The sequence below is a fragment of the Albirhodobacter sp. R86504 genome, assembly GCF_042466415.1.
Classification (GTDB): domain Bacteria; phylum Pseudomonadota; class Alphaproteobacteria; order Rhodobacterales; family Rhodobacteraceae; genus Albirhodobacter.
Genome location: NZ_JAXHCH010000002.1, coordinates 291,069 through 313,260 on the forward strand (window position 1 = coordinate 291,069; position 22,192 = coordinate 313,260).

Below are 22,192 nucleotides of genomic sequence, written 5' to 3' on the forward strand. Positions count from 1 at the left end.
AATCTCAGTCTACAATACAGGTAAAAAAATGAAAAAAATTTTTGGCACAGCGGCAATTTTGGCCGCAGGTTTCGCGCAGGCAGCGGTCGCAGGCGAAGTCACTGGCGGCGCCCTTGGTTATAGCTACTCGGCGTTTTCCGATGACAGCGCAGGCAACGTTGATAAAAACGCGCTGGCAGGATCGGTTGAATACGGTTTTGATCGTCAGTTCGCCGTTCAGGGCGATTTGAGCTTTATGAAATTCGGCGCGACGGATTTCGACGGCAAAGCCTTCACGCTGCACGGGATCTACCATCTCGATGACTTCACCTCCTTCGGTGCGTTCATCACGCGCGAAGACGTGGAAAGCCTTGGTCAGACCTCTTACGGCCTCGAAGTCGGTCATGAAATGGGCCTGATGGAGGTTGAGGGCTATATCGCGCACGGCGAGGCGGACGATATCGACGGCAATTTGTTCGGCATTTCGGCGCTCTACAACGCGACTGAGAGTTTCTCCTTCGGGTTGGGCTATGACAATCTCGACGTTGACAGCGTCGACGCGAGCCGCGTGGCGCTTGTGAGCGAATACGCGTTCGATCGCGTGGTAATCTCTGGCGAATTGGGTCAAGCAGATATCGAGGATCTCGGCAGCGAGAGCTACTTCGAGCTGGGCGCACGGATGACCTTCGGCGCAAACCGTGGGACGACCTTCGGCAAGCGTGGGTTCTTGGAAATTCTTCCAGGCCTGTAATCGCTTCCGCCCGCAGCATCTCACGTTTTCATGAGTTGCTGCGGGCAATTTTTATCGGTTTCGCTCCGGTTACGGCCCCCGTGTTACGGTGCCGTCCGGTTTTTCCCGTTGATCCAAACGTCAGTGATCGCGCGGTCGTCTCCCATCATAATCGTGGGGAAGATTGCCTCAAAAATATCACCCGCTTGCGCATTGCGTTGCGCAATTGCGGGCGTCGACTTCAGGTCGATGATCACAAGATCCGCCTCCATCCCCACCTCAATATTTCCGATTTTATCCCCCAAATTCAGGGCTTGCGCCGATCCTTGAGTGGCAAGCCACCACAATTCGGCGGGGTGCAACGGCCGACCTTTTAGCTGGCCGATCTCATAGGCGGCGGCCATTGTGCGCAGCATCGAGAACGACGATCCGCCGCCTGTATCGGTCGCAAGCCCAATGCGGTGGCCCTTGGCTTTTAGCGCCGCCAGATCCATCAACCCTGATCCGATGAAGGTGTTTGACGTTGGGCAATGCACCATTGCGGCGCCGGTTTCCAAAATCCGGTCGCGTTCACGCGCCTCCAGATGGATAGCGTGGCCGTAAAGCGCATTGGGGCCCAGCAAGCCGTGCATCTCATAGGTGTCGAGATAGTCGCGAGCGGTCGGGAAGAGCCCGCGCACCCATTCGATCTCGTCAGTCTGCTCGCTCAAATGGGTTTGCATCAGGCAATCGGGATGCTCGCCCCAAAGCGCGCCCAGCGCGGAGAGCTGGTCTGGTGTGGAGGTCGGGGAGAAGCGGGGCGTGATCACATAGCCGAGCCGGTCAACCCCGTGCCAGCGCGCGATGAGCGCTTTGCTATCATCATACGCCGATTGCGCCGTATCGCGCAGCCCGTCCGGCGCGTTGCGATCCATGCAGGTCTTGCCGGTCAATGCCCGCATGCCGCGCGCTTGCGCTTGTGCAAAAAACGCGTCGACCGAGGCAGGGTGGATCGTCGCAAAGGAGCACATCGTCGTCGTGCCATGCGCCAAGGCGAGATCGAAATACCGCGCGGCAATCATCTGGGCGTAAGCGGGATCGTTAAACCGCATTTCTTCGGGGAAGGTGTAGGTATTGAGCCAGTCAATCAGCCGTTTTCCCCAACTCGCGATGATCGCGGTTTGGGGGTAGTGCACATGTGCATCGATGAAACCGGCGGAGATCACCTGCGCGCCGTAATCGCGGGTTCGCGCGGCGGGATAGGCGGCACGCAGCGCATCGGCCGCACCAACGGCAATGATCTTGCCCTCATGGATTGCCAAGGCCTCATCCACCTGCATCGCGTCCGGTCCGGCTGTGAAAGGGTCGGCCGTAAACCGCAACACTTGCCCGAGTAAGATATCCATTCCACGCCCCTTTGTCATTTCGCACAGATTAGGCCGCGCGGGCGCGAAGGTAAATCATGCGCTTGCACGCCAAGGGGCGATTGAAACAGCTATGTGAAACCGTGAGTTAAATGCGCCGCGCCCCCTGTTGCGCCGCGCAAAACACGTTATGCTAGCGCAAAACCTTGCGGAGGCGGTATGGCGGAAGATCGGGCGGATATCGAAGAACGCGAGGAAGACGACTTCTCTCTCGATAGCGATTTGGTCGCGGATATTCGCGCGGCCCTTGAGGTTGAGGATGCAACGCAGCTTATCGCGTTGATCGAGCCCCTTCACGCCGCTGACGTCGCCGACCTTCTGGAACAGCTTCGCCCGAATGAGCGCCGCAGTCTGTTGCGCCTTTGGGGAGACGAGATCGACGGCGAGATCCTGTCGGAGATTGACGAATTAATCCGCGAGGAAGTGCTCGACGCGCTGCCCAAACACATTCTGGCGGAGGCGGTGCGCGAGCTGGAATCGGACGATGTCGTCGATCTGATCGAGGATCTCGAACCGGCGCAAAAAGAAGAGATCCTCGAAGCGCTTGAGGAATCCGATCGCGCCGCAGTCGAGCAATCGCTGGCTTATCCAGAATATTCGGCGGGTCGCTTGATGCAGCGCGAGGTCGTTTCCGCGCCGGAATTCTGGACCGTGGGGCAGACGATTGACTTCCTGCGCGCCGAGCCGTGGTTGCCGGATCAATTCTACCACGTGATCCTCGTCGATCCCGGGCACCATCCGGTCGGATACGTGACGTTGGGCAAATTGCTCGCGTCAAAGCGCGATACCTTGCTCAAAGATTTGGCCGAGGAAAGCTTCCGCACGATTTCGGCGTTTCAGGAGGAGGGCGATGTCGCTTACGCCTTCAACCAATATCACCTGATCTCGGCACCTGTTGTCGATGACGATGATCGCCTCGTCGGCGTGATCACGATTGACGATGCGATGTCGGTTCTGGATGAGGAGCACGAGGAAGATATGCTCTTGCTCGCGGGTGTGAGCGAAGAAAGCTCGGTTTCGGATGGCGTGGTCGAGACGGTCAAATCCCGCACGCCTTGGTTGTTTGTGAATTTGCTGTCCGCCAATCTATCGGCTTGGGTCATCTCGTGGTTCTCGGATTCGATCACCACTATCGTCGCACTCGCGGCGTTGATGCCGATCGTGGCCTCGATGGGCGGGAACGCAGGGACGCAATCCCTCGCGGTTGCGGTGCGGGCGCTTGCGACGCGCAATCTGACCGAAAGCAACGCGGGCCGCGTGGTGATGCGCGAGGCGACTGTGGGGTTGATTAACGGCGTCTTCTTCGCCCTGATTATGGGCGCGGTGGGGTATCTGGCCTACGATTCATGGGCGCTGGGCGCGGTGATCGGGGCTGCGATGATTATCAACCTGATCGTTGCGGCACTGGCGGGCGTTTTGGTGCCCCTCACGTTGGATCGGGCGGGGCTTGATCCGGCGCTGGCATCGGGAACGTTCGTCACGACGATGACCGACATCGTCGGATTCATGGCCTTCCTCGGTCTGGCGACGGCGGTGCTGTTGTGACGGAGCACGGACAGGCGCAAGACGCGGTCGGGCAATCGGAGGGGCGTATGGACATTCTTGAGCAAAAAGCGGAGGCGCGCGCCTTGTGCCGCGCCGCGCGCAAAGCGGCGCATGCCGAGGCGGGGGGGCACTCAACGGCGGCTTTGGGGCATCTGTCCAACATACTTTCCGCATTTTCGGGCAAGGTGCTTGCCGGATATATGCCGATCCATTCCGAGATTGACCCGCTTGCCGCGATGGCCGCGCATGACGGGCCGGTTTGCGTGCCTGTGATCGAGGCCGAGGGGCGGCCGCTCAAATTCCAGCTCTGGACGCCTGATTGCGATATGGTGGAGGGCGCTTTCGGCGCGATGATCCCTGCGCAAGGCCCGTATCTTGAGCCGCAGGCGGTGATCGTGCCGATGCTGGGGTTTGATGAACGTGGTTTCCGGTTGGGGTACGGGGGCGGGTTTTATGACCGCACCTTGGAGCGATTGCGCCGCCTCGGGCCTGTCACGGCCATCGGGTTTGCCTATGCCGCGCAGGAATTGGAGGCGGTTCCCGTTGAGGACACGGACGAGCCTTTGGATCTTGTCGTTACGGATCGCGGCGTTCTCTTTCCCGAGGCGTGACCTCTTTCGACGGCGCGATGTGGGCGAGGCGCGCTCCGCGCGGTCACGCCGTCCGTCACATATCAAGCCAGTGAGCGACCGCAGCCCGCCAAGGGCGGCACGATCGGGGCGTTAAATCTTGCGCGCCGCGACTTTTGGGCCTATGCCCGCGGCATGAAAATCCTGTTTCTCGGAGATGTGATGGGCCGCGCCGGGCGCGCCGCTATCACCCAGCATCTGGCCCGCCTTCGCACCGAATGGCGGCTCGATTTCGTTGTGGTCAATGGTGAGAACGCCTCCTCTGGGATGGGGTTGACGCCGGATCATGCAAAGGGGATTCTGGCGGCGGGAGCCGATTGCGTCACCTTGGGCGATCACGCGTTCGATCAAAAAGACATGCTGCGGTTTATCGAAACCGAGCCTCGCATCCTCCGACCGCTGAATTTTGCCAAAGAGGCGCCCGGCAAAGGCGCGCGCGTGTTTTCGGATGCGCGGGGCCGCAAGATCCTCGTGACGCAAGCTCTTGGTCAGGTCTTTATGAAGCGCGCCTTCGACGATCCTTTCTCGCATATCGAGGCCGTTTTGAAATCGCATCCTTTGGGCGGGATGGTGCAAGCCAGCTTGGTGGATATGCATTGCGAGGCGACATCCGAGAAAATGGCGATGGGACATTGGTGCGATGGCCGCGCGAGCGTCGTTGTGGGCACCCATACCCATGTGCCCACAGGGGACGCCATGATTTTGCAAGGCGGGACTGCCTATCTGACGGATGCGGGGATGTGCGGCGATTATAATTCCGTCATCGGGATGGAAAAGGCGGAGCCGATGCGCCGTTTCATCACCGGAATGCCGAAAGAACGCTTCACTCCCGCCAATGGCGAGGCCACGCTCTCGGGCCTTTATATTGAGACGGATGATCGCACGGGGAAAGCGACGCGGGTTGAGATGGTTCGTCAGGGCGGGCGTCTGGCGCAGTCGGGGCCGGCCTAACCCTGCCCAACTGCGCGCACGGGCCTGTTGCGGGCCCGATTGCTTCGCCGCCTGCCTGTCCGCGTGACTGCCCGCCCGCCTGACCGCCAGCCGGACTGCCCGCTTCACCAATTGTCTGCCGGATACGCGGCGATTTTTCCGTTAACGCGCCCGTAAAGGCCCAAGTCGTTTTGCGTTTTGCCTGATCGCGCATCATTTGTCGCGCGCGCGCATGGTAAGATGCCCCGCTTTCCTTAAATCTGCAGCAATCCCCTGATACGCAAGCAGTTCTCTTGTGTCCGTAGACCGAGCGAGTAGTATCGCGCGAGTAGTAACCACATATCCGAGGGATCATGATTGACCTCCACCTGTCTGAGACCGGCACCGCAATCGCAGCGCTGCTGATCGTTTTGTGGATGTTTGCGATGTTCCTGCGTGAACGCGTCCCGCCTGAGGTTGTCGCCATGGCGGGCGCCGCGATCATGCTGATCTTCGGTTTTATCCCTTACGAGACGGCCGTTGGCACCCTCTCGAATTCCGCGCCTTGGACGATCGCCTTTATGTTTCTCATCATGGGGGCATTGGTGCGCACGGGCGCGTTGGACCGCATGACGCGGTTCGCAGAAAGCCACGTATCTGAGCGCCCCGCCTTCACGCTGGTTGCGATGTTCGGGATGGTCATGGCCGCCTCCGCCGTTATGAACAATACGCCCGTCGTTGCGGTGATGATCCCTGTCTTCATTCAGATCGCGCGCAAACTGGGCATCGCGCCCTCGCGGCTGTTGCAACCATTGTCGTATTTTACGGTCATGGGCGGCATGATTTCCCTGATCGGCACCTCGACCAACATTCTCGTTGACGGGGTCGTGCAAAAAGCAGGGATGGAGGCGTTTTCGATCTTCGAAATTGCGCCGGTCGGCCTCGCGATTTCGGCTGCGGGCTCGATTTTCATCATGTTCTTTGGCAAGAGCCTCGTGCCGGATCGTCAGTCGATGTCGCATATGCTGGGCGCGCGTCCGAAGATGAAATATTTCACCGAGGTGGCGATCCCCGAGGGGTCTGGCCTGATTGGTCAATCCGTGTTGACGGTTGATAACTTCCGCCGTGATGGGGTTCGGGTGGTCGATGTGTTGCGCGGCGACGCGTCTCTGCGGCGCGATCTGCAAGGCACCACGCTTGAGGGCGGGGACCGTGTCGTTTTGCGCACCGAGATGACCGAGCTGCTCGGGATGCAACAAAACCCCGATTTGCGGATGGTCGACAAGTTGAGTTCGGTCGCAACCGAGACGGTGGAGGTTCTGATCTCCCCCGGTTGCAGGATGATCGGGCGGAGCTTGGGCGAGCTGCGGCTTCGTCGTCGCTACGGGGTCTACGTTCTGGCCGCGCATCGCCGCAACCAAAATATCGGGCGGCAGTTGGACGATCTCGTCGTCGTCGTTGGCGATACGTTGTTGCTTGAGGGCGCACCGGAGGATATCGCGCGGCTCGCATCGGATATGGATTTGGTGGATGTGAACAAGCCAACCGTGCGGGCCTTCCGCCGGTCACATATGCCGTTGGCGGCGGGGGCTTTGGCGGCGGTCGTCCTGCTCTCCGCATTCAATGTTGCGCCGATCATGTTGCTGGCGATGATTGCGGTGGCAGGCCTGTTGCTGTTCCGCTCGATCGATGCGGATGAGGCCTTTTCCTTCGTGGATGGCCGTTTGCTGGCGATGATTTTCTCGATGTTGATCGTGGGCGAGGCGTTGGAGGAATCGGGCGCCGTTCAATTAATCGTGGATGCGGTCGCGCCGCATCTGATGGGTTTGCCCCCGCTTGCCGCGCTGTTTGCTGTGTATTTCCTTGGGTTGGTGTTGACGGAATTCCTGTCAAATAACGCTGTTGCGGTGATTTACACGCCCATTGCGATTCAGCTCGCGGTGACTTTGGGGCTCGATCCGCGTCCCTTCGCGGTGGCGGTGATGTTTTCGGCCTCTGTAGCCTTCGCCACACCGATCGGCTATCAGACGCATATGATGGTCTACGGGCCCGGTGGCTACCGGTTCTCTGACTTCCTTCGGCTCGGTATTCCGATGGATATCGTGACGGGGGTTGTCGCCTGCCTGACCATCCCCCTCATTTGGCCACTTGGAGGCTGATATGCGCCTGACATCTATTCTCTCTTTCGCGGTTTTGCCGCTCGCTCTGATCGCTGGCTGCGCGCAGATTATGCTGCCTGACGGCGCGCCGCAGGAGGTCTCGCTCACGGGGCAGGTGCTTAAGGTGCGCATGTCGAACGGCTCGAAATGCGAGGTTGATCTGACGCGCGAGGATTGGACACGCGGTGCGCCGCTGATCGCGGGCGAAATGCCGGGGTGCGGCGGCGGCTTGGCCTATAATATCCGTCCCGAGGGCGAATCTCATGTCGGCAAAGCGATTGACGGAAGCTTGGGTCAGTACTTTGCCCCCTACGCGCGTGTGCAACTCATGTCGGGCAAGGGCTTGAGCTGGACCTATGATTTCCCCACCGGCGGTGGACGAAATTAAGCAGACAAAGCGCCCCGCTTGCAGGCAGCGGCTTGCAGGCGGGCGATGCTCTGGCCTATAGAGGCCAAGAATTTCAATTTTTGATGGAGAAGGCGCATGGCTGGCCACTCAAAATGGGCAAACATCCAACACCGTAAAGGTCGTCAGGATGCTGCGCGCTCGAAACTGTTCTCGAAGCTCGCAAAAGAGATTACGGTTGCCGCAAAAATGGGCGACCCAGATCCGGAAAAGAACCCGCGTCTGCGTTTGGCGGTGAAGGCGGCGAAGGCCGTGTCCTGCCCGAAGGACGTGATCGACCGCGCGATCAAGAAAGCCGTCGGCGGCGATGCGGAAAGCTATACCGAGATCCGCTATGAAGGCTACGGCATCAACGGGATCGCTGTGATCGTCGAGACGATGACCGATAACGTGAACCGGACAGCGTCGAATGTGCGCTCCTATTTCACCAAATGCGGTGGCAACATGGGCCAGACCGGATCGGTTTCCCACGGGTTTGATCGTGTGGGCGAAATCACCTATCCGGTGAGCGCGGGCGATACCGACACGGTGATGATGGCGGCATTGGAAGCGGGCGCCGATGATGTCGAATCCGATGAGGAAGGCCATTACATCTATTGCGCGATGGAGAGCCTCGCGGAGGTTTCCGACGCGCTTGAGAAAGAGCTTGGCGAGTCGACGGAATCCAAGTTGATCTGGAAACCGCAAGTGACCACCGAGGTTGATCTTGAAACGGCGACCAAGCTGATGAAGCTGATTGATATGCTTGAAGACGACGATGATGTGCAAACCGTAACGCATAACTTCGACGTCCCTGAGGATGTTGCCGCGCAGCTTTGAGTGCGAAATTTGACGCAAAAGGCCCTCCGGTTTCGGGGGGCCTTTTGTATATCCTAGATCAAAACACGGGCCGCGGCGGATCGCACCGCCGCCGTCAGGGGCGTGAGCGGCCCTTTCATCGCGCGCAGAACCTTCCAATGAAGCGCCACATCGAGATGCCGAGGGGAGAGCGAGACGAGCCGCTGTGCGGCAAGATCCTCGCGCGCCATTGTTTCGATATTCATCCCCCATCCCAAACCCGCGCGCGCCGCATCGAGGAAGGCTTGCGGTGAGGGCAGGATATGGGCGGGCAGAGGCGCGCTGACGCCAGTCTCCATCTTCGCCCATTGGGCCTGCAACCGATCTTTGGCGTTGAACACCAAGGACGGCGCGCGTGCCAGCGCCTCCGCCGTTACGCCCTGCGCGAAGTGCTCGGCGATAAACGCAGGGGCGGCGGTGGCGATGTAGCGTAACGCGCCCAAGGGTAGGCTATCGCATCCCGTTTGCGCAGCGGGGTTCGCGGTAATCGCCGCCCAAACTTCCCCGCGTGTTAGCCACTCGTCGCAATGGTCCTGATCGTCGATCACCAGATCGAATAAAACCCCCTTTACCTCCGCCAAAGCGGGGATCAACCAGCTTGCCAGACTGTCCGCGTTCACCGCAATGCGGATCACTGGCGGGCGGGTAAGGGTGGTTGTCCGCTCCCCCGCGAGATCAAGCCCTTGCTCAAGAAGCCGCACTTGTTCGGCATGCAGAGCGAGGCGCCGACCCGTTTGCGTGCCGGTGCAGGGGGTGCCGCGCAGAACAAGCGGCGCACCGGTGCGATCCTCGAGCGCTTTGATCCGCTGCGAAATGGCGGAGGGTGTGACGTTGAGGGCGCGTGCCGCTTGCTCAAAAGATCCGGTACGCAAAACCTCTGCCAAGGCGAGGAGGGCGGGGTAATCCAGCATTAGCTATCCTTAATCTGAAGCTATAATCTTAATTTGACCATTTGTGAGCAAAAGGCGAGATCTGGCATCGATATTAGTGGAGATGCTGCGTGGAATTTTGGGTCGGGTTGAAGCTGGCGCTGTCGTTGATTGTTGCGATCGGTGCGCAAAATGCCTTTGTTTTACGCCAAGGTATACTGCGGGAGCATGTCTTGCCTGTGGTCGCGTTTTGCGCGCTCTCGGACGCGGTATTGATCGGGATCGGCGTCGTGGGGGCGGGCGCTTTTGCGGCCCATCCTGTCATCCAGTCAGCGTTGCGCTGGGGCGGGGTTGGATTCTTGTTATGGTACGGGGCGCGATCTGCGCGCGCGGCATGGCGCGGCGGCGCGACTTTGGAGCTTGGCGCGACGACCCGTAAACCGCTTGGTGCCATCCTCGGGAGCCTCGCGGCCCTTACTTTGCTCAATCCGCATGTCTGGCTGGATACGGTGGTGTTGATTGGCGCGGTATCGGCGCAATACGCGCAGCCGTTGATGTTCGGCCTCGGCGCGGCCTGCGGATCGGTGCTGTTTTTCACGGCGCTTGGCTACGGCGCGCGCTATCTCGCGCCGGTATTCGCGCGCCCCGACGCATGGCGGGGCCTCGACGGGGGGATTGCGATCTTGATGTGGTCGATTGCGTGGAGTTTGGCGACAGGCGCGTGATGGGCGGCGGAGCGGGATGTAACCGATACAAAGCCGCGCTTGCGGGGCGCGTGGGTTTGGGGTCAGGTGCGGCATGGAAAAAACACCGCAACGCCCCGTCTTGGGTGTCCTTTGGATGCTCGCAACTGGCCTGAATTTTGTCGCCGTGAACGGGATCGTGCGCTGGCTCGGAGATGACCTGCCCGCCTTACAAAGCGCCTTTATCCGCTTCGCGGCAGGGCTCTTGTTGCTGACGCCGGCACTGGTCAGCGTGATGCGCAGGGGGCTGCCTGACGGCTCGCTCAAGATATTCTTGCTGCGCGGCGGGCTTCACACGGTCGCGGTCGTGCTTTGGTTTTTTGCCATGGCACGGATCCCGATCGCCGAAGTCACCGCGATCGGCTACATAAACCCGATCATTGTGACGATTGGTGCGGCGCTCATCTTTGGCGAAAGCTTCGCGCTGCGCCGGATGATCGCGATTGCGGTGGCGATTGTCGGCGCGTTGATCGTTCTCCGTCCTGGCCTGCGCGAGCTCTCGATTGGTCATGCCTCGCAACTTGGGGCGGGGGTCGTCTTCGGGATGAGTTACCTCGTCGCGAAGCGCCTATCCGACGTCGCGCCGGCGGGGGTGGTTGTGGCGATGTTGTCATTGATGGTGACGGTGTGTCTGGCACCGTTCGCAATTCTGGTCTGGGTGCCGGTGAGCATCGTGCAGGTGGCGGCGCTGGCGTTGGTCGCGGTTTTTGCCACGGCGGGCCACTACTGCATGACGCGTGCCTTCGCCTGCGCGCCGATGACGGTCACGCAACCGGTGACATTCTTACAGCTTGTCTGGGCGACATTGCTGGGATCGGTGTTGTTTGGGGAGGCGGTCGATCCGTATGTGTTACTCGGCGGTGCGGTGATTATCGGCGCGATCAGCTATATGACATTGCGCGAGGCGCAGATTAACAAGCGCGGGGTCACGCCGACTGTCGGCGCGACCAAAACCTGACACGGGCCGCGCAGATCCCGCGCGACCCGTTAGCCTTAGGCCTGTCCGCGCGGATCTATCAACTTGGCGATAACGCTCTCGCGCGTGATTTTCGTGCCATTGGCGAGCATTACATCGGGATGCGCGCATAAAAGCTCCATCACCTCGCGCACAGGCGTCCCCTCCGAGACCTTCGGCGCACCTTCCGTCGCAGGGCCATCGACCGCAAGATCGGCGGCCCGCAAGACCCCGAGAGGGTTCATATGCGCCACGAAATCGGCAACATACTCATTCGCAGGGTTGGCAATGATGTCACGTGCGGTACCCAGTTGCACAAGACGCCCGCCCTCCATCAAGGCGATCCGGTTGCCAAGTTTGAACGCCTCGTCAAGATCGTGAGACACGAAGATAATTGTGCGCTTCAGCTTTTGTTGGAGCTCGAGCAGCTCATCTTGCAGGCGCGCGCGGATGAGCGGGTCCAGCGCGGAGAATGGCTCGTCCATCAGCAAGATCGGCGCATCGGTGGCAAAAGCACGCGCGAGACCCACACGTTGCTGCATGCCGCCCGACAGTTCGGAGACTTTCCGATCGGCCCAACTGGCAAGCCCTACGAGCGCCAGCTGCTCTTCAACAACCAAGCGCCGTTCGGCAACGCCCATCCCCGCGAGTTCCAACCCCAATCCGACATTCTCGCGAACGGTGCGCCACGGCAGCAAGCCAAACTGTTGGAAGACCATCGCGACACGCTTTTGCCGGATGCGCCGCAAAGTCGCCGGATCGGCGTTGGTGACATCGACCAGCCCCGCGCCATCCGAGACGCGAACGCATCCGCGCACCACCGGATTGAGGCCGTTGACGGCGCGTAGCAACGTAGATTTGCCTGACCCCGATAGGCCCATCAGCACAAGAATTTCGCCCTCCGCCACGGTGAGCGAGCAATCATGAACGCCCAAGGTCTGGCCGGTCGTTGCCCGCACATCGGCGCGGCTTGCGCCTGCGTCCAATGCGGGCAGGGCGCTTTGTGGTTGCTCGCCAAAGACGATCGATACGTTGTCGAACTCAACAGCGGTTTTCGGCCGGTTTGGGTTGGTTGCGTGCTCAGTCATTCGATTTCCCCATCCGCAGCATCCGATCCAGAATGATGGCCACCACAACAATAATCATGCCCGATTCAAATCCGAGCGACGTGTTCACCGTATTGAGCGCCCGCACGACCGGAACGCCGAGCCCGTTTGCGCCGACCATCGCGGCAATAACCACCATTGAGAGAGACAGCATAATCGCCTGATTGAGGCCGGCCATAATCTGGGGCAGGGCATACGGAAGCTCGACCTTCCACAAAACCTGGTTCGGTGTCGCGCCAAAAGCCGTCGCGGCCTCCAATAGCGCGGGCGGGGTTGAGGAAATCCCCAAATGTGTGAGCCGGATCGGAGCAGGCAGAACGAAGATCACCGTCGCGATCAGGCCCGGAACCATGCCGAGACCGAAAAACACGATCGCGGGGATGAGGTAGACGAAGGTCGGCAACGTCTGCATCAGGTCAAGGACAGGCTGTAATCCGGCATAAAGGCGCGGACGATGCGCGACACTGATACCGATGGGAACGCCAATCACCATGACGATCACACAAGCCGAGAGCACAAGCGTTAAGCTTTCCGTCGTGTTCTTCCAATAGCCTTGATTGAGGATAAACAAAAAGCCCAAGAAAACCATGAGCGCGGTCTTCCAGTTGCGTTGCAAAGCATAGGTCAAGCCGACGAATGCCGCCACGATTACAAGCGGATGCGGGGTCTGGAGAACCCATAAAATCGAGTTGATCATCACTTCCATGAACGCCGCGATGCCGTCAAAGAAGCCCTTGCCGTGTAATTGAAGCCAATCGAAAATCTGCGCGGCGGATTTGCCGACGGGAATTTTCTGGGTGAGCCAGTCCATATGAACGTCCCTTGTGCGGCCGCTTGCTACGGCTTGTCGTTGGATGGGGGCGGCGCACAACATGCGCCACGTAAATTCCCCCCGACACGCATGCCGATACGCACGCCGTCATGCATGGGCCGGGGGGAGAAGGGCTTAAAGCCCGAGACCGGACTTCACAGCCGAGAGCGCATCGCCGCCATCTTTCGTGGTCACGCCGTCCAACCAAGGCTCAACCGTTGCCGGATTTGCCTGCAGCCACGCCAAAACCGCCGCATCGGGCTCGGCGCCATCATCCAAGATCGCCCCCATGATCGTGTTTTCCATCTCCAACGAGAAGGTCTGGTTGCTCAGCAATTTCGCAACATTCGGGCAGTCGGCGGCAAATTCCTTGCGCGCGATTGTGTTCACAACACCTTCACCGCCAAAGAAACTTTCACCGCCGGGGAGATATTTCATATCGAAGTTTGCATTCATCGGATGCGGCGCCCAGCCAAGGAAAACGACCGCTTCCTCATTTGGGTAAAAACGTCGCACCTGTGCGAGCATCCCCTGCTCGGAGCTCTCGACAATTTCGAACCCCTCGAACATCTTGCCGGACTCAGTCTCCGAAATCAGGTATTCATTGGCCTCATTGCCCGGCTCGATCCCGTAGATCTTCCCGTCCAGATCGTCCTTGAATTTGGCAACATCCGCAAAGCTTTGCAGCCCTTTATCCCAAAGATACGACGGCACGGCGAGCGTATAGGCTGTGCCTTGCAAGTTCTCTGACAAGATCACCGCTTCGCCGTTGTCGAGATAGGGTTTCACCGCGCCTTCTTGGGCAGGCATCCAGTTGCCCAAAAATACATCGACATCATCCGCCTCAATCGACGCGAATGTCACCGGAACGGATAGGATCTTTACATCCACATCATAGCCAAGCGCCATCAGAGCTTGCTTTGTCGCTGAGGTCGTCACGGTAATATCCGTCCAGCCGACATCGGAAAACGTGATCTCTTCGCAAGCAGCCTGTGCGGTGCCCGCAGCGGCGAGAAGGGCAAGGCCGGAAAGTGCAGGTGTTAGTTTCATCTGTTGGAGCTCTCCCTGAGCATGCTGATCGGACATTGCCGACTTTTGTTGATTGACGAGTCAATAAACTCATTTCACAATAGGTTTTGCAACCATTTTCTAGGAACCCCATGGCAAAGCTTCGTGCAGAACCCCTCCGCCGTGCCGAAATTGTTCAGGCCACGATCCATGAGATCGGGCGGCGTGGATCACTGGAGGTTACGGTTGCGCAAATCGCGCAACGTGCGGGTGTCTCATCCGCTTTGGCCCATCATTACTTCGGCTCGAAGGAGCAAATCTTCGTGGCAACGATGCGCCACGTCATGACGCTTTTCGGTGTTGAGGCGCGGCAATCTTTGGCCGGGGCGCGTACGCCGCGCGAGCGTCTCAAGGCGGTGATTGATGCCAGTTTCGCCCCCGATTCCTTCCGGCGCGAAGTCGTTTCGGCGTGGCTTAATTTCTACGTTTTGGCCCAAACCGATTCGGATGCGCGGCGACTTTTGAATGTGTACCACCGGCGCCTGAATTCGAATTTGCTGCATGATCTGCGCCCGATCATCGGCAACGCGCGCGCGGCGACGGTTGCGCAATCGCTTGCCGCGTTGATCGACGGGCTTTACCTGCGTGCTGCCCTGACGCGGGGCGCGGAGGATTTCGATCACGCACTCGATCCGGCGGCTGCGGTGGCATTGGTTATGGAGACGTTCGGACATGAGATTGGAGCGTGCGATGAAGCCTAACATTCTCATTCTGATGGTCGACCAATTGAACGGCACGCTCTTTCCCGATGGTCCCGCGGATTGGTTGCACGCGCCGAATTTAAAACGACTGGCGGCCCGATCTGCTCGTTTCAAAAACAGCTACACAGCCTCGCCCCTCTGCGCGCCGGCACGGGCGTCGTTCATGTCTGGGCAATTGCCAAATCGAACGCAAGTTTACGACAACGCAGCAGAATTTGCGTCCGACATCCCAACTTACGCGCATCATTTGCGCCGCGCGGGCTATCACACATGTCTATCGGGAAAGATGCATTTCGTCGGCCCCGATCAGATGCTCGGCTTTGAAGAACGGCTCACAACCGATATTTACCCCGCCGATTTCGGCTGGACGCCGGATTACCGCAAACCGGGCGAGCGGATTGATTGGTGGTATCATAATATGGGCTCGGTGACGGGCGCGGGTGTTGCCGAAATTTCTAATCAGATGGAATATGACGACGAGGTCGCCTATGAGGCGACGCGCAAGATTTATGATCTTTCGCGCGGGGCCGACGCACGGCCTTGGTGCCTCACAGTCAGTTTCACCCACCCGCATGATCCCTATGTTGCCCGTCGCAAATATTGGGATCTTTATGAAGATTGTCAGCATCTTACACCAGATGTCGGCCCGATCGCCTTTGAGGATCTCGACCCACATTCAAAGCGCCTCTACCTCGCATCTGATATGGCCAATTTCGATATCACACCCGAGGATGTCGTCCGCTCGCGCCGCGCGTATTTCGCCAATATTTCTTATATCGATGATAAGATTGGTGAAATTCTCGACACGCTTGAGCGGACACGCCAAGAGGCGATCATCCTCTTCGTTTCTGACCACGGCGATATGCTGGGGGAGCGCGGTGCGTGGTTTAAGATGAGCTTCTTTGAGGGTTCGGCGCGTGTTCCGCTCATGATTTGCGCCCCGGACTTGCCGGCAGGTCTTCATACCGAGCCCGTCTCGACAATCGATGTTTTGCCAACGGTTTGCGATTTGGCAGGCATCGATATGTCGGAAATTATGGATTGGACGGACGGAATTTCGCTCAAACCTTTGGCGATGGGGCAGGGGCGCACGGCGCCCGTAGCGATGGAATATGCCGCTGAGGGCAGTTACGCGCCGATGGTTTCCCTGCGTGAGGGGCAATTCAAACTGAACCGCTGTGCGATCGATCCCGATCAGTTCTTCGATCTGGAGGCAGATCCGCAAGAGCTTTTGAACCTCGCAGACAAGCCCGATCTGACGGCGGCGCAAGCCGAAGCCTTTACGCGAATGAAGGCAGATGCGGCGGCGCGGTGGGATCTGAGCACCTTCGATGCGATGGTGCGGCAATCGCAGGCACGGCGCTGGATCGTCTATGAGGCCCTGCGCAACGGCGCGTATTTCCCATGGGATTACCAGCCCCTCAAGCGCGCATCGGAACGCTACATGCGCAATCATATGGACCTCAACGTCCTTGAAGAAAATCAACGCTTTCCGCGCGGAGAGTGACAAAAACACAAGGTAATTCGTGATTGAATTATCTTTTTACAACAATTGACGGAGATCGCCATGTTTGATGCTCAGCCCGCCGCGAGCCATTTTATCGACGGAAAATACGTCGAATCCGACGGCGCAGAGATTGTCGTCACCTATGCTTACACGGGCGAGGTGATCGCCCGACTGCATGAAGCGACGCCGGATCTGGTGGATCTTGCCGTTGCATCGGCGGCGCGTGCGCAAAAGGAATGGGCCGCGCGCGCACCGGTTGATCGGGGGCGCGTGTTGACCCGTGCGGCGATGCTCATCCGCGAACGAAACGACGCGCTCGCGCGGCTGGAAACCTTGGATACGGGCAAGCCCATTCAGGAAACCATCTGCGCGGATTGGCCCTCTGGCGCGGATAGTCTTGAATTTTTCGGCGGGCTGGCGCCAACGGTAACCGGTGAGATGATCCCGCTTGGTGGCGATTTTGCCTACACAATTCGTGAGGCCTTGGGCGTTTGCGCGGGGATTGGCGCTTGGAATTACCCCAGTCAAATCGCTTGTTGGAAGGCCGCGCCTGCCTTGGCGATGGGAAATGCCATGGTGTTCAAACCCTCCGAGATGACACCGCTCGGCGCGCTGAAACTTGCGGAAATCCTGATCGAGGCCGGCGCGCCTGCGGGCCTGTTTAACGTCGTGCAGGGCCGCGGCGCGGTGGGCGCGCAACTGGCGAGCCATCCGGGAATCGCGAAAGTCTCTCTCACCGGATCGGTGCCGACGGGTGCAAAGGTTTACCAAACAGCAGCGGCGGGCATGAAGCACGTGACGATGGAGCTGGGCGGCAAATCTCCATTGATCGTGTTTGAGGATGCCAATCTCGAGGATGCGGTCGGGGCGGCGATGCTCGCCAATTTTTATTCCTCGGGGCAGATATGTTCGAATGGAACGCGTGTTTTCGTGCAAAAAAGCCTCAAAACGCGCTTCCTCGCGCGGCTTAAGGAGCGCACGGAGGCAATCATCATGGGCGATCCGCTTGATGAGGCAACTCAGTTCGGGCCCTTGATCTCGGCAGAGCAGCACGCAAAGGTCAAAGCCTATATCGAGCGCGCGCAGGCCGAGGGCGGAACTTTGGTGACCGGCGGGGGGAGTTCGGAGGCGCTGTTCGTGCAGCCGACGATCTTCGCCGATGTGACCGATACCATGACCCTAGCGCGCGAGGAGGTCTTCGGGCCTGTGATGGCGGTGCTCGATTTCGACACCGAGGACGAGGTCATTGCGCGCGCAAATGATACGCAATTCGGCCTCGCCGCGGGCGTTTTCACCGCCGATCTGACGCGCGGCCACCGCGTGATCGGGCGTCTGGAGGCGGGCACTTGCTGGATCAACGCCTATAACCTCACGCCGGTGCAAATGCCATTCGGGGCGGTCAAATCCTCTGGCTTGGGGCGCGAAAACTCACGGGCGGCGATTGAGCATTACTCGCAGGTGAAGTCGGTCTATGTCGGCATGGGGTCGGTTGAAAGCCCGTATTAATCGGGACGGATGTGGTGATGCGATGGCCGTTAAGTCATTGACGTCGAACATTATTGGAAGTTAGGGCGAAGATATGACGGCGGATTATGTGATTGTAGGGGCGGGCTCGGGCGGGTCGGCGGTGGCGTTCCGGCTGGCGGAAGCGGGCAAGAAAGTCATCGTGATCGAGCACGGCGGTACGGATGCCGGTCCTTTCATTCAGATGCCCGCGGCGCTCTCCTACCCGATGAATATGAAGATGTACGATTGGGGCATGTCGTCCGAACCCGAGGCTGGCCTCGGCGGGCGTGAGTTGGTAACGCCGCGCGGCAAGGTGGTGGGGGGGTCATCCTCGATCAACGGGATGGTCTATGTTCGCGGCCATGCCAAAGATTTCGATCATTGGTCTGAGGCGGGCGCGCAAGGGTGGGCTTACGCGGATGTGTTGCCCTATTTCAAACGTATGGAAAACTGGCACGGCGCCGAGGACGCGGCGCAAGATCCGCAGGCCGACCCCGCGTTTCGGGGCACGGACGGGCCCTTGCATATCTCGCGCGGGCCACGGAAAAATCCTCTGTTCTCCGCCTTTATCAAGGCGGGCGAACAGGCGGGTTACGCATTGACTGGCGATTACAACGGTCGGCAGCAAGAAGGTTTTGGCCCGATGGAGGCCACGATCCACAAGGGCGAGCGCTGGTCAGCGGCGAAAGCCTATCTTCGTCCGGCGATTGCAACGGGCCATTGCGAGTTGCTGCGCGGTTTGGCGCGGAAAGTGGTCTTTGAAGAGGGGCGCGCCATCGGGGTTGAGGTTGAGCGCGGCGGAAAGATTGAGATGATCCGCGCGAATGTTGAGGTCATCCTTGCGGCGTCATCTCTCAACACGCCTAAGCTTTTGATGTTGTCGGGTGTTGGCCCCGCGGACCATCTGCGCGCGCATGGCATTGACGTCGTCGCGGATCGTGCGGGCGTAGGCGCTAACCTTCAAGATCATCTTGAGGTCTATTTCCAATATGCGGCCAAGCAGCCGATAACGCTGTATAAATATTGGAACCTCGCAGGAAAGGCGCTGATTGGCGCGCAATGGCTGTTAACAAAAACCGGCCTTGGCACATCAAACCAATTCGAGGCATGTGCCTTTATTCGGTCGGGTAAGGGCGTGGAATATCCTGATATTCAGTATCACTTCTTGCCGATCGCGGTGCGTTATGACGGAAAAGCAGCCGCCGAGGGGCACGGCTTCCAAGCACATGTCGGGCCGATGCGATCAAAGTCGCGTGGCTCGGTCACGCTGCGCTCAAACGATCCCAAGGATAATCCGGTGATCCGATTTAACTATATGTCGCATCCCGATGACTGGGCCGAATTCCGCAAATGCATTCGCCTGACACGCGAGATTTTCGCCCAGCCCGCCATGGCCGAGCACGTAAAGTTCGAAATTCAGCCCGGCGCGGCGTTGCAAACCGATGACGAGATCGACAGCTTCATCCGTGCCCATGCCGAAAGCGCGTATCATCCCTGCGGAACGGCGCGGATGGGCGCGGCCTCCGATCCGATGGCGGTCGTTGATCCCGAAGGGCGGGTGATCGGCGTGCAGGGCCTGCGGGTGGCGGATAGTTCGATCTTCCCGCGCATCCCCAATGGCAACCTCAACGGGCCATCGATCATGGTGGGGGAGAAGATCGCCGACCACATCTTGGGTCGTCGGCTGCCGCCCGAAAACCTAGCGCCAAAGCTCGTTGAAAGCTGGGACTCCTCGCAACGGTAATCGCAGCGTGTTCTAATTTTGTTCACCTTGAGCGTGCATCGCGCTTGCCTCGCTTGCTTGCCTCCGTTACACGCGGTTTAGGCTAGGGCTTGGGGCAAATTTATGGTGAACCACAATCTGATGTGGCGCTCTATGAGAGCGTCTCTCGCAATTTGCGCAGTTGCTATGGCTGTTTTCACGCCAGAGCCTGCGCGGGCGGTGATGATTTCGGGCGTTGCGCGGGTGATTGACGGCGACACGCTTGACTTGGATGGAACCCGCGTTCGGCTTTTTGGTATCGATGCGCCCGAGCAGAACCAGACCTGTGCTGATGCTCGGGGAAAACGGTGGGAGTGCGGTGCTTTCGCGACGCAAAGTTTGCGCGCACTCGTCCAAGGCCGAGTGAGTTGCGAGCCCGTTGAGATGGATCGCTACGGGCGCACAGTCGCGCGGTGTTTCAACGGCGCTCAGGATATCAACGCGCAAATGGTGGCGCAGGGCGCAGCCTTTGCCTACCGTAAATACTCCGATGATTACGTCATGCTTGAGGCGCGTGCGGAGCAACGCGGCGCGGGGCTGTGGTCTGGCGAGGCGGAGACGCCGGAGACGTTCCGCGCTCAAGCCCGCGCGGCAAGTCGCCGCGAGGCCGAGGAGCCGCCGCGTGCGGGATGCCGGATCAAGGGGAACATTTCCAATTCAGGCCGCATATATCACATGCCAAACCAAGCGTTCTACGCCGAGACCGCCATTAATGAAGCACGTGGCGAGCGTTGGTTTTGTTCCGCAGCAGAGGCGCGGGCGGCAGGATGGCGCGCAGCGAAACGATAGGCCGCCGCGCAGTTTGATACGTATCAAAGCGCGGCCGCGAGTCCTCGGCTAACCTCTCCCCATAACCAAGGGAGATACGAGATGTCGAACACACCTCATGAATTGCACGAAGAATTCCCCGATCAGGCAGAAGCCATCCACGCGCTGAAGGAGCTTGATGCTCATTTCGCGCGGCTTGCCGCCGAGTATCATGAAATCAACCGTGCCGTGCACCGGGCCGAAACCAATATCGAGCCCATCGACCAATTTGCCGAGACCGAGCTGCGTAAAACCCGTGCGGCGTTGAAGGATCAGCTCGCGAAGATCCTTCACGAAGCTTCGGACGCATGAGGCGCGAAAAATGCACGCATAAATAACGATTTAGGCGATATTATAGGGCTGGATCCCGCGGTGGTCGGGGTCCAGCGTCAGGCGGTGCTCCAAGGGCGGAACCGACCTTTGGTGACAGTCTTTGCGCTCACAAATCCGGCATGAAATCCCGATGGGTTGATAGGCGCGCGGATTTCCCAATTCCAGATCATCCGCATAAACCAGCCCGCGCGCATGGCTGATTTCGCATCCCAACCCAATCGCGTAGCGGCGCGTGGGGGCGGCGAATGAGCCGCCGGTTTTCGATACGTCGCGCGCAAGGCAAAGGTAACGAACCCCGTCGGGTGTCTCGGCCAATTGCCGGATGAACCGTCCGGGTGTCTCGAAGGCTTGATGCACATTCCACAAGGGGCAGGCCCCGCCAAAACGCGCAAACTGCAGGCGTGTCGCGGAATGTCGCTTGGTGATCGTGCCTGCTTGATCGACGCGCACGAAGAAAAACGGGATGCCTTTCGCGCCTACGCGCTGCAAGGTCGAAAGGCGGTGCGCCACCTGCTCGTATGACGCGCCGAACATATCCGAGAGCCGTTCAAGATCGTGACGTGTCTCTTGCGCCGCCGCGAGAAAGACGCGGTAGGGCATTAAGGCAGCCCCGGCGAAGTAATTCGCGAGCCCGATTTTCGCAATTCCGCGCGCCGTTTCAGATTGGAAACGCGCAAGGTCGAGCGTTGCCTCCAAAAGCTCGTTTTGTGTGATAAGTGCAACTTGATGCAGCAGTTGGAATGCCTGCGTGGCGTGGTTTTCGCGCGCAGATAGGGTGATAATGTTCCCGTCGCGTTGCCGCAAAAAGTTCGAATTCTCGAATTTCACTTCGAATTTTCGTTTTGAAAGCGTCTCAATCGCGTATTCGATCGGCGGGCGTCGGACTCCGTCTTGCATCGCGAAACGCTCCGCGGCGCGGTCGACGGCGTCAATGTAATTGTCGCAATAGTGAAAGAAGTCGCGCACCTCCTCCCAAGGGCTATTGGCGTTGAACGTCTCGTCGCGGCCCAAGGCATCATCCAGTGAGGCGAGCCGCTCATGCGTTTGCCGATAGGCGCGGTGCAGCTCTAAAAAAGCACGGGCGAGGGCAGGCGCGTTCGACGCCGCGAGCCGCATGTCAGCCAAGGGAGGCGCGGTATCTGCGAAGACCGGATCCGCCAAGGCTTCGCGCATATCTGAAACGAGCCGCTCTGAATCGCCGGTTGAGAGCTCGGTGACATCGAGCCCAAACTCCCCCGCAAGCGCGAGCACGACTTGAGTGGAGACGGGGCGGTGATTATTCTCCATCTGGTTAAGATAGGGCAGGGAAATACCCAAACGCTCGGCGAAAAGCTTTTGGGTCATCCCAAATTGCGCGCGCGTTTCGCGGAGTTTTACGCCAGCGTATAGTTTTTGTGTGCTCATCTCATCCGCCGAGTTACGAGGTG

21 protein-coding genes are annotated in these 22,192 nt (G+C 59.3%); 15 read left to right on the top strand and 6 right to left on the bottom strand.

Annotated elements, in window-relative coordinates:
- Window positions 1–28: 28 nt before the first annotated feature.
- Window positions 29–730: a hypothetical protein gene (locus SJY32_RS03465; RefSeq protein ID WP_376871628.1), complete on the top strand. Its 702-nt coding sequence runs from the start codon at window positions 29–31 to the stop codon at window positions 728–730.
- A gap of 83 nt (window positions 731–813) precedes the next feature.
- On the opposite strand, the gene guaD is transcribed toward SJY32_RS03465, so the two are convergent.
- Entirely contained in the window at window positions 814–2,094 is a 1,281-nt protein-coding gene (gene guaD, locus SJY32_RS03470; protein WP_376871630.1) for a guanine deaminase, read from the bottom strand.
- A 177-nt stretch (window positions 2,095–2,271) separates the two neighbouring features.
- On the opposite strand from guaD, the gene mgtE reads away from it, so the two are divergent.
- The 6 genes from mgtE to SJY32_RS03500 all read left to right on the top strand — a co-directional run bounded on the left by mgtE (window position 2,272) and on the right by SJY32_RS03500 (window position 8,579).
- The gene (gene mgtE / locus SJY32_RS03475) at window positions 2,272–3,657 is read left to right on the top strand and encodes a magnesium transporter (RefSeq protein ID WP_376871632.1); all 1,386 of its coding nucleotides are present in this window, start codon (window positions 2,272–2,274) and stop codon (window positions 3,655–3,657) included.
- Window positions 3,658–3,704: 47 nt separating this feature from the next.
- On the top strand, window positions 3,705–4,268 hold the full coding sequence (locus SJY32_RS03480) for a 5-formyltetrahydrofolate cyclo-ligase (RefSeq protein ID WP_376871634.1): 564 nt from the start codon (window positions 3,705–3,707) through the stop codon (window positions 4,266–4,268).
- A gap of 153 nt (window positions 4,269–4,421) precedes the next feature.
- Window positions 4,422–5,237, top strand: coding sequence for a TIGR00282 family metallophosphoesterase (locus SJY32_RS03485; RefSeq protein WP_376871637.1), 816 nt, complete (start codon window positions 4,422–4,424; stop codon window positions 5,235–5,237).
- Window positions 5,238–5,569: 332 nt separating this feature from the next.
- Window positions 5,570–7,354: an SLC13 family permease gene (locus tag SJY32_RS03490; protein WP_376871640.1), complete on the top strand. Its 1,785-nt coding sequence runs from the start codon at window positions 5,570–5,572 to the stop codon at window positions 7,352–7,354.
- Between the two features lies 1 nt (window position 7,355).
- Window positions 7,356–7,742 (top strand): hypothetical protein, encoded by a 387-nt coding sequence (locus SJY32_RS03495; protein WP_376871643.1) that lies wholly within the window; start codon window positions 7,356–7,358, stop codon window positions 7,740–7,742.
- A gap of 96 nt (window positions 7,743–7,838) precedes the next feature.
- Complete coding sequence (locus SJY32_RS03500) at window positions 7,839–8,579, top strand: YebC/PmpR family DNA-binding transcriptional regulator (protein WP_376871646.1); 741 nt, start codon at window positions 7,839–7,841, stop codon at window positions 8,577–8,579.
- Between the two features lie 53 nt (window positions 8,580–8,632).
- On the opposite strand, the gene SJY32_RS03505 is transcribed toward SJY32_RS03500, so the two are convergent.
- Window positions 8,633–9,508 carry a LysR family transcriptional regulator ArgP gene (locus SJY32_RS03505; RefSeq protein ID WP_376871649.1) on the bottom strand — a complete coding sequence of 292 codons (876 nt, stop codon included), beginning with the start codon at window positions 9,506–9,508 and terminating at the stop codon, window positions 8,633–8,635.
- A gap of 89 nt (window positions 9,509–9,597) precedes the next feature.
- Here SJY32_RS03505 and SJY32_RS03510 point away from each other — a divergent pair, with 89 nt between their 5' ends.
- A complete protein-coding gene (locus SJY32_RS03510; protein ID WP_376871652.1) occupies window positions 9,598–10,191 on the top strand; it encodes a LysE/ArgO family amino acid transporter in 594 nt (197 codons plus the stop codon).
- 73 nt (window positions 10,192–10,264) lie between these two features.
- Window positions 10,265–11,167, top strand: coding sequence for a DMT family transporter (locus SJY32_RS03515; protein ID WP_376871655.1), 903 nt, complete (start codon window positions 10,265–10,267; stop codon window positions 11,165–11,167).
- A 35-nt stretch (window positions 11,168–11,202) separates the two neighbouring features.
- Here SJY32_RS03515 and choV read toward each other — a convergent pair whose 3' ends face one another.
- The 3 genes from choV to choX all read right to left on the bottom strand — a co-directional run bounded on the left by choV (window position 11,203) and on the right by choX (window position 14,131).
- Entirely contained in the window at window positions 11,203–12,252 is a 1,050-nt protein-coding gene (choV, locus tag SJY32_RS03520) for a choline ABC transporter ATP-binding protein (protein WP_376871658.1), read from the bottom strand.
- Window positions 12,245–13,081 (bottom strand): choline ABC transporter permease subunit, encoded by an 837-nt coding sequence (choW, locus tag SJY32_RS03525; protein WP_376871661.1) that lies wholly within the window; start codon window positions 13,079–13,081, stop codon window positions 12,245–12,247. Before choW ends, choV begins: the two co-directional genes overlap by 8 nt.
- Before the next feature lie 135 nt (window positions 13,082–13,216).
- Window positions 13,217–14,131, bottom strand: coding sequence for a choline ABC transporter substrate-binding protein (gene choX / locus SJY32_RS03530; RefSeq protein ID WP_376871665.1), 915 nt, complete (start codon window positions 14,129–14,131; stop codon window positions 13,217–13,219).
- A 110-nt stretch (window positions 14,132–14,241) separates the two neighbouring features.
- Between choX and betI the strand changes: the two genes are divergently transcribed.
- The 6 genes from betI (at window position 14,242) to SJY32_RS03560 (ending at window position 20,744) form a co-directional block, all read left to right on the top strand.
- On the top strand, window positions 14,242–14,850 hold the full coding sequence (betI, locus tag SJY32_RS03535) for a choline-responsive transcriptional repressor BetI (protein ID WP_376871668.1): 609 nt from the start codon (window positions 14,242–14,244) through the stop codon (window positions 14,848–14,850).
- Window positions 14,840–16,357: a choline-sulfatase gene (gene betC / locus SJY32_RS03540; protein ID WP_376871671.1), complete on the top strand. Its 1,518-nt coding sequence runs from the start codon at window positions 14,840–14,842 to the stop codon at window positions 16,355–16,357. Before betI ends, betC begins: the two co-directional genes overlap by 11 nt.
- A 60-nt stretch (window positions 16,358–16,417) precedes the next feature.
- Window positions 16,418–17,863 (top strand): betaine-aldehyde dehydrogenase, encoded by a 1,446-nt coding sequence (gene betB, locus SJY32_RS03545; RefSeq protein WP_376871674.1) that lies wholly within the window; start codon window positions 16,418–16,420, stop codon window positions 17,861–17,863.
- A gap of 73 nt (window positions 17,864–17,936) precedes the next feature.
- Window positions 17,937–19,607 (top strand): choline dehydrogenase, encoded by a 1,671-nt coding sequence (gene betA / locus SJY32_RS03550; RefSeq protein WP_376871677.1) that lies wholly within the window; start codon window positions 17,937–17,939, stop codon window positions 19,605–19,607.
- A 165-nt stretch (window positions 19,608–19,772) separates the two neighbouring features.
- The gene (locus tag SJY32_RS03555; RefSeq protein ID WP_376871680.1) at window positions 19,773–20,414 is read left to right on the top strand and encodes a thermonuclease family protein; all 642 of its coding nucleotides are present in this window, start codon (window positions 19,773–19,775) and stop codon (window positions 20,412–20,414) included.
- 81 nt (window positions 20,415–20,495) lie between these two features.
- Entirely contained in the window at window positions 20,496–20,744 is a 249-nt protein-coding gene (locus SJY32_RS03560) for a YdcH family protein (protein WP_376871683.1), read from the top strand.
- Window positions 20,745–20,774: 30 nt separating this feature from the next.
- Here SJY32_RS03560 and SJY32_RS03565 read toward each other — a convergent pair whose 3' ends face one another.
- The gene (locus SJY32_RS03565; protein ID WP_376871686.1) at window positions 20,775–22,169 is read right to left on the bottom strand and encodes a short-chain fatty acyl-CoA regulator family protein; all 1,395 of its coding nucleotides are present in this window, start codon (window positions 22,167–22,169) and stop codon (window positions 20,775–20,777) included.
- Window positions 22,170–22,192: the final 23 nt, after the last annotated feature.

Excerpts from the sequence above, each read along its gene's own strand:
- SJY32_RS03465 (WP_376871628.1), top strand. The coding sequence starts at position 29 with ATGAAAAAAATTTTTGGCACAGCGGCAATTTTGGCCGCAGGTTTCGCG.
- guaD (WP_376871630.1), bottom strand. The coding sequence starts at position 2,094 with ATGGATATCTTACTCGGGCAAGTGTTGCGGTTTACGGCCGACCCTTTC.
- mgtE (WP_376871632.1), top strand. The coding sequence starts at position 2,272 with ATGGCGGAAGATCGGGCGGATATCGAAGAACGCGAGGAAGACGACTTC.
- SJY32_RS03480 (WP_376871634.1), top strand. The coding sequence starts at position 3,705 with ATGGACATTCTTGAGCAAAAAGCGGAGGCGCGCGCCTTGTGCCGCGCC.
- SJY32_RS03485 (WP_376871637.1), top strand. The coding sequence starts at position 4,422 with ATGAAAATCCTGTTTCTCGGAGATGTGATGGGCCGCGCCGGGCGCGCC.
- SJY32_RS03490 (WP_376871640.1), top strand. The coding sequence starts at position 5,570 with ATGATTGACCTCCACCTGTCTGAGACCGGCACCGCAATCGCAGCGCTG.
- SJY32_RS03495 (WP_376871643.1), top strand. The coding sequence starts at position 7,356 with ATGCGCCTGACATCTATTCTCTCTTTCGCGGTTTTGCCGCTCGCTCTG.
- SJY32_RS03500 (WP_376871646.1), top strand. The coding sequence starts at position 7,839 with ATGGCTGGCCACTCAAAATGGGCAAACATCCAACACCGTAAAGGTCGT.
- SJY32_RS03505 (WP_376871649.1), bottom strand. The coding sequence starts at position 9,508 with ATGCTGGATTACCCCGCCCTCCTCGCCTTGGCAGAGGTTTTGCGTACC.
- SJY32_RS03515 (WP_376871655.1), top strand. The coding sequence starts at position 10,265 with ATGGAAAAAACACCGCAACGCCCCGTCTTGGGTGTCCTTTGGATGCTC.
- choV (WP_376871658.1), bottom strand. The coding sequence starts at position 12,252 with ATGACTGAGCACGCAACCAACCCAAACCGGCCGAAAACCGCTGTTGAG.
- choW (WP_376871661.1), bottom strand. The coding sequence starts at position 13,081 with ATGGACTGGCTCACCCAGAAAATTCCCGTCGGCAAATCCGCCGCGCAG.
- choX (WP_376871665.1), bottom strand. The coding sequence starts at position 14,131 with ATGAAACTAACACCTGCACTTTCCGGCCTTGCCCTTCTCGCCGCTGCG.
- betI (WP_376871668.1), top strand. The coding sequence starts at position 14,242 with ATGGCAAAGCTTCGTGCAGAACCCCTCCGCCGTGCCGAAATTGTTCAG.
- betC (WP_376871671.1), top strand. The coding sequence starts at position 14,840 with ATGAAGCCTAACATTCTCATTCTGATGGTCGACCAATTGAACGGCACG.
- betB (WP_376871674.1), top strand. The coding sequence starts at position 16,418 with ATGTTTGATGCTCAGCCCGCCGCGAGCCATTTTATCGACGGAAAATAC.
- betA (WP_376871677.1), top strand. The coding sequence starts at position 17,937 with ATGACGGCGGATTATGTGATTGTAGGGGCGGGCTCGGGCGGGTCGGCG.
- SJY32_RS03555 (WP_376871680.1), top strand. The coding sequence starts at position 19,773 with ATGGCTGTTTTCACGCCAGAGCCTGCGCGGGCGGTGATGATTTCGGGC.
- SJY32_RS03560 (WP_376871683.1), top strand. The coding sequence starts at position 20,496 with ATGTCGAACACACCTCATGAATTGCACGAAGAATTCCCCGATCAGGCA.
- SJY32_RS03565 (WP_376871686.1), bottom strand. The coding sequence starts at position 22,169 with ATGAGCACACAAAAACTATACGCTGGCGTAAAACTCCGCGAAACGCGC.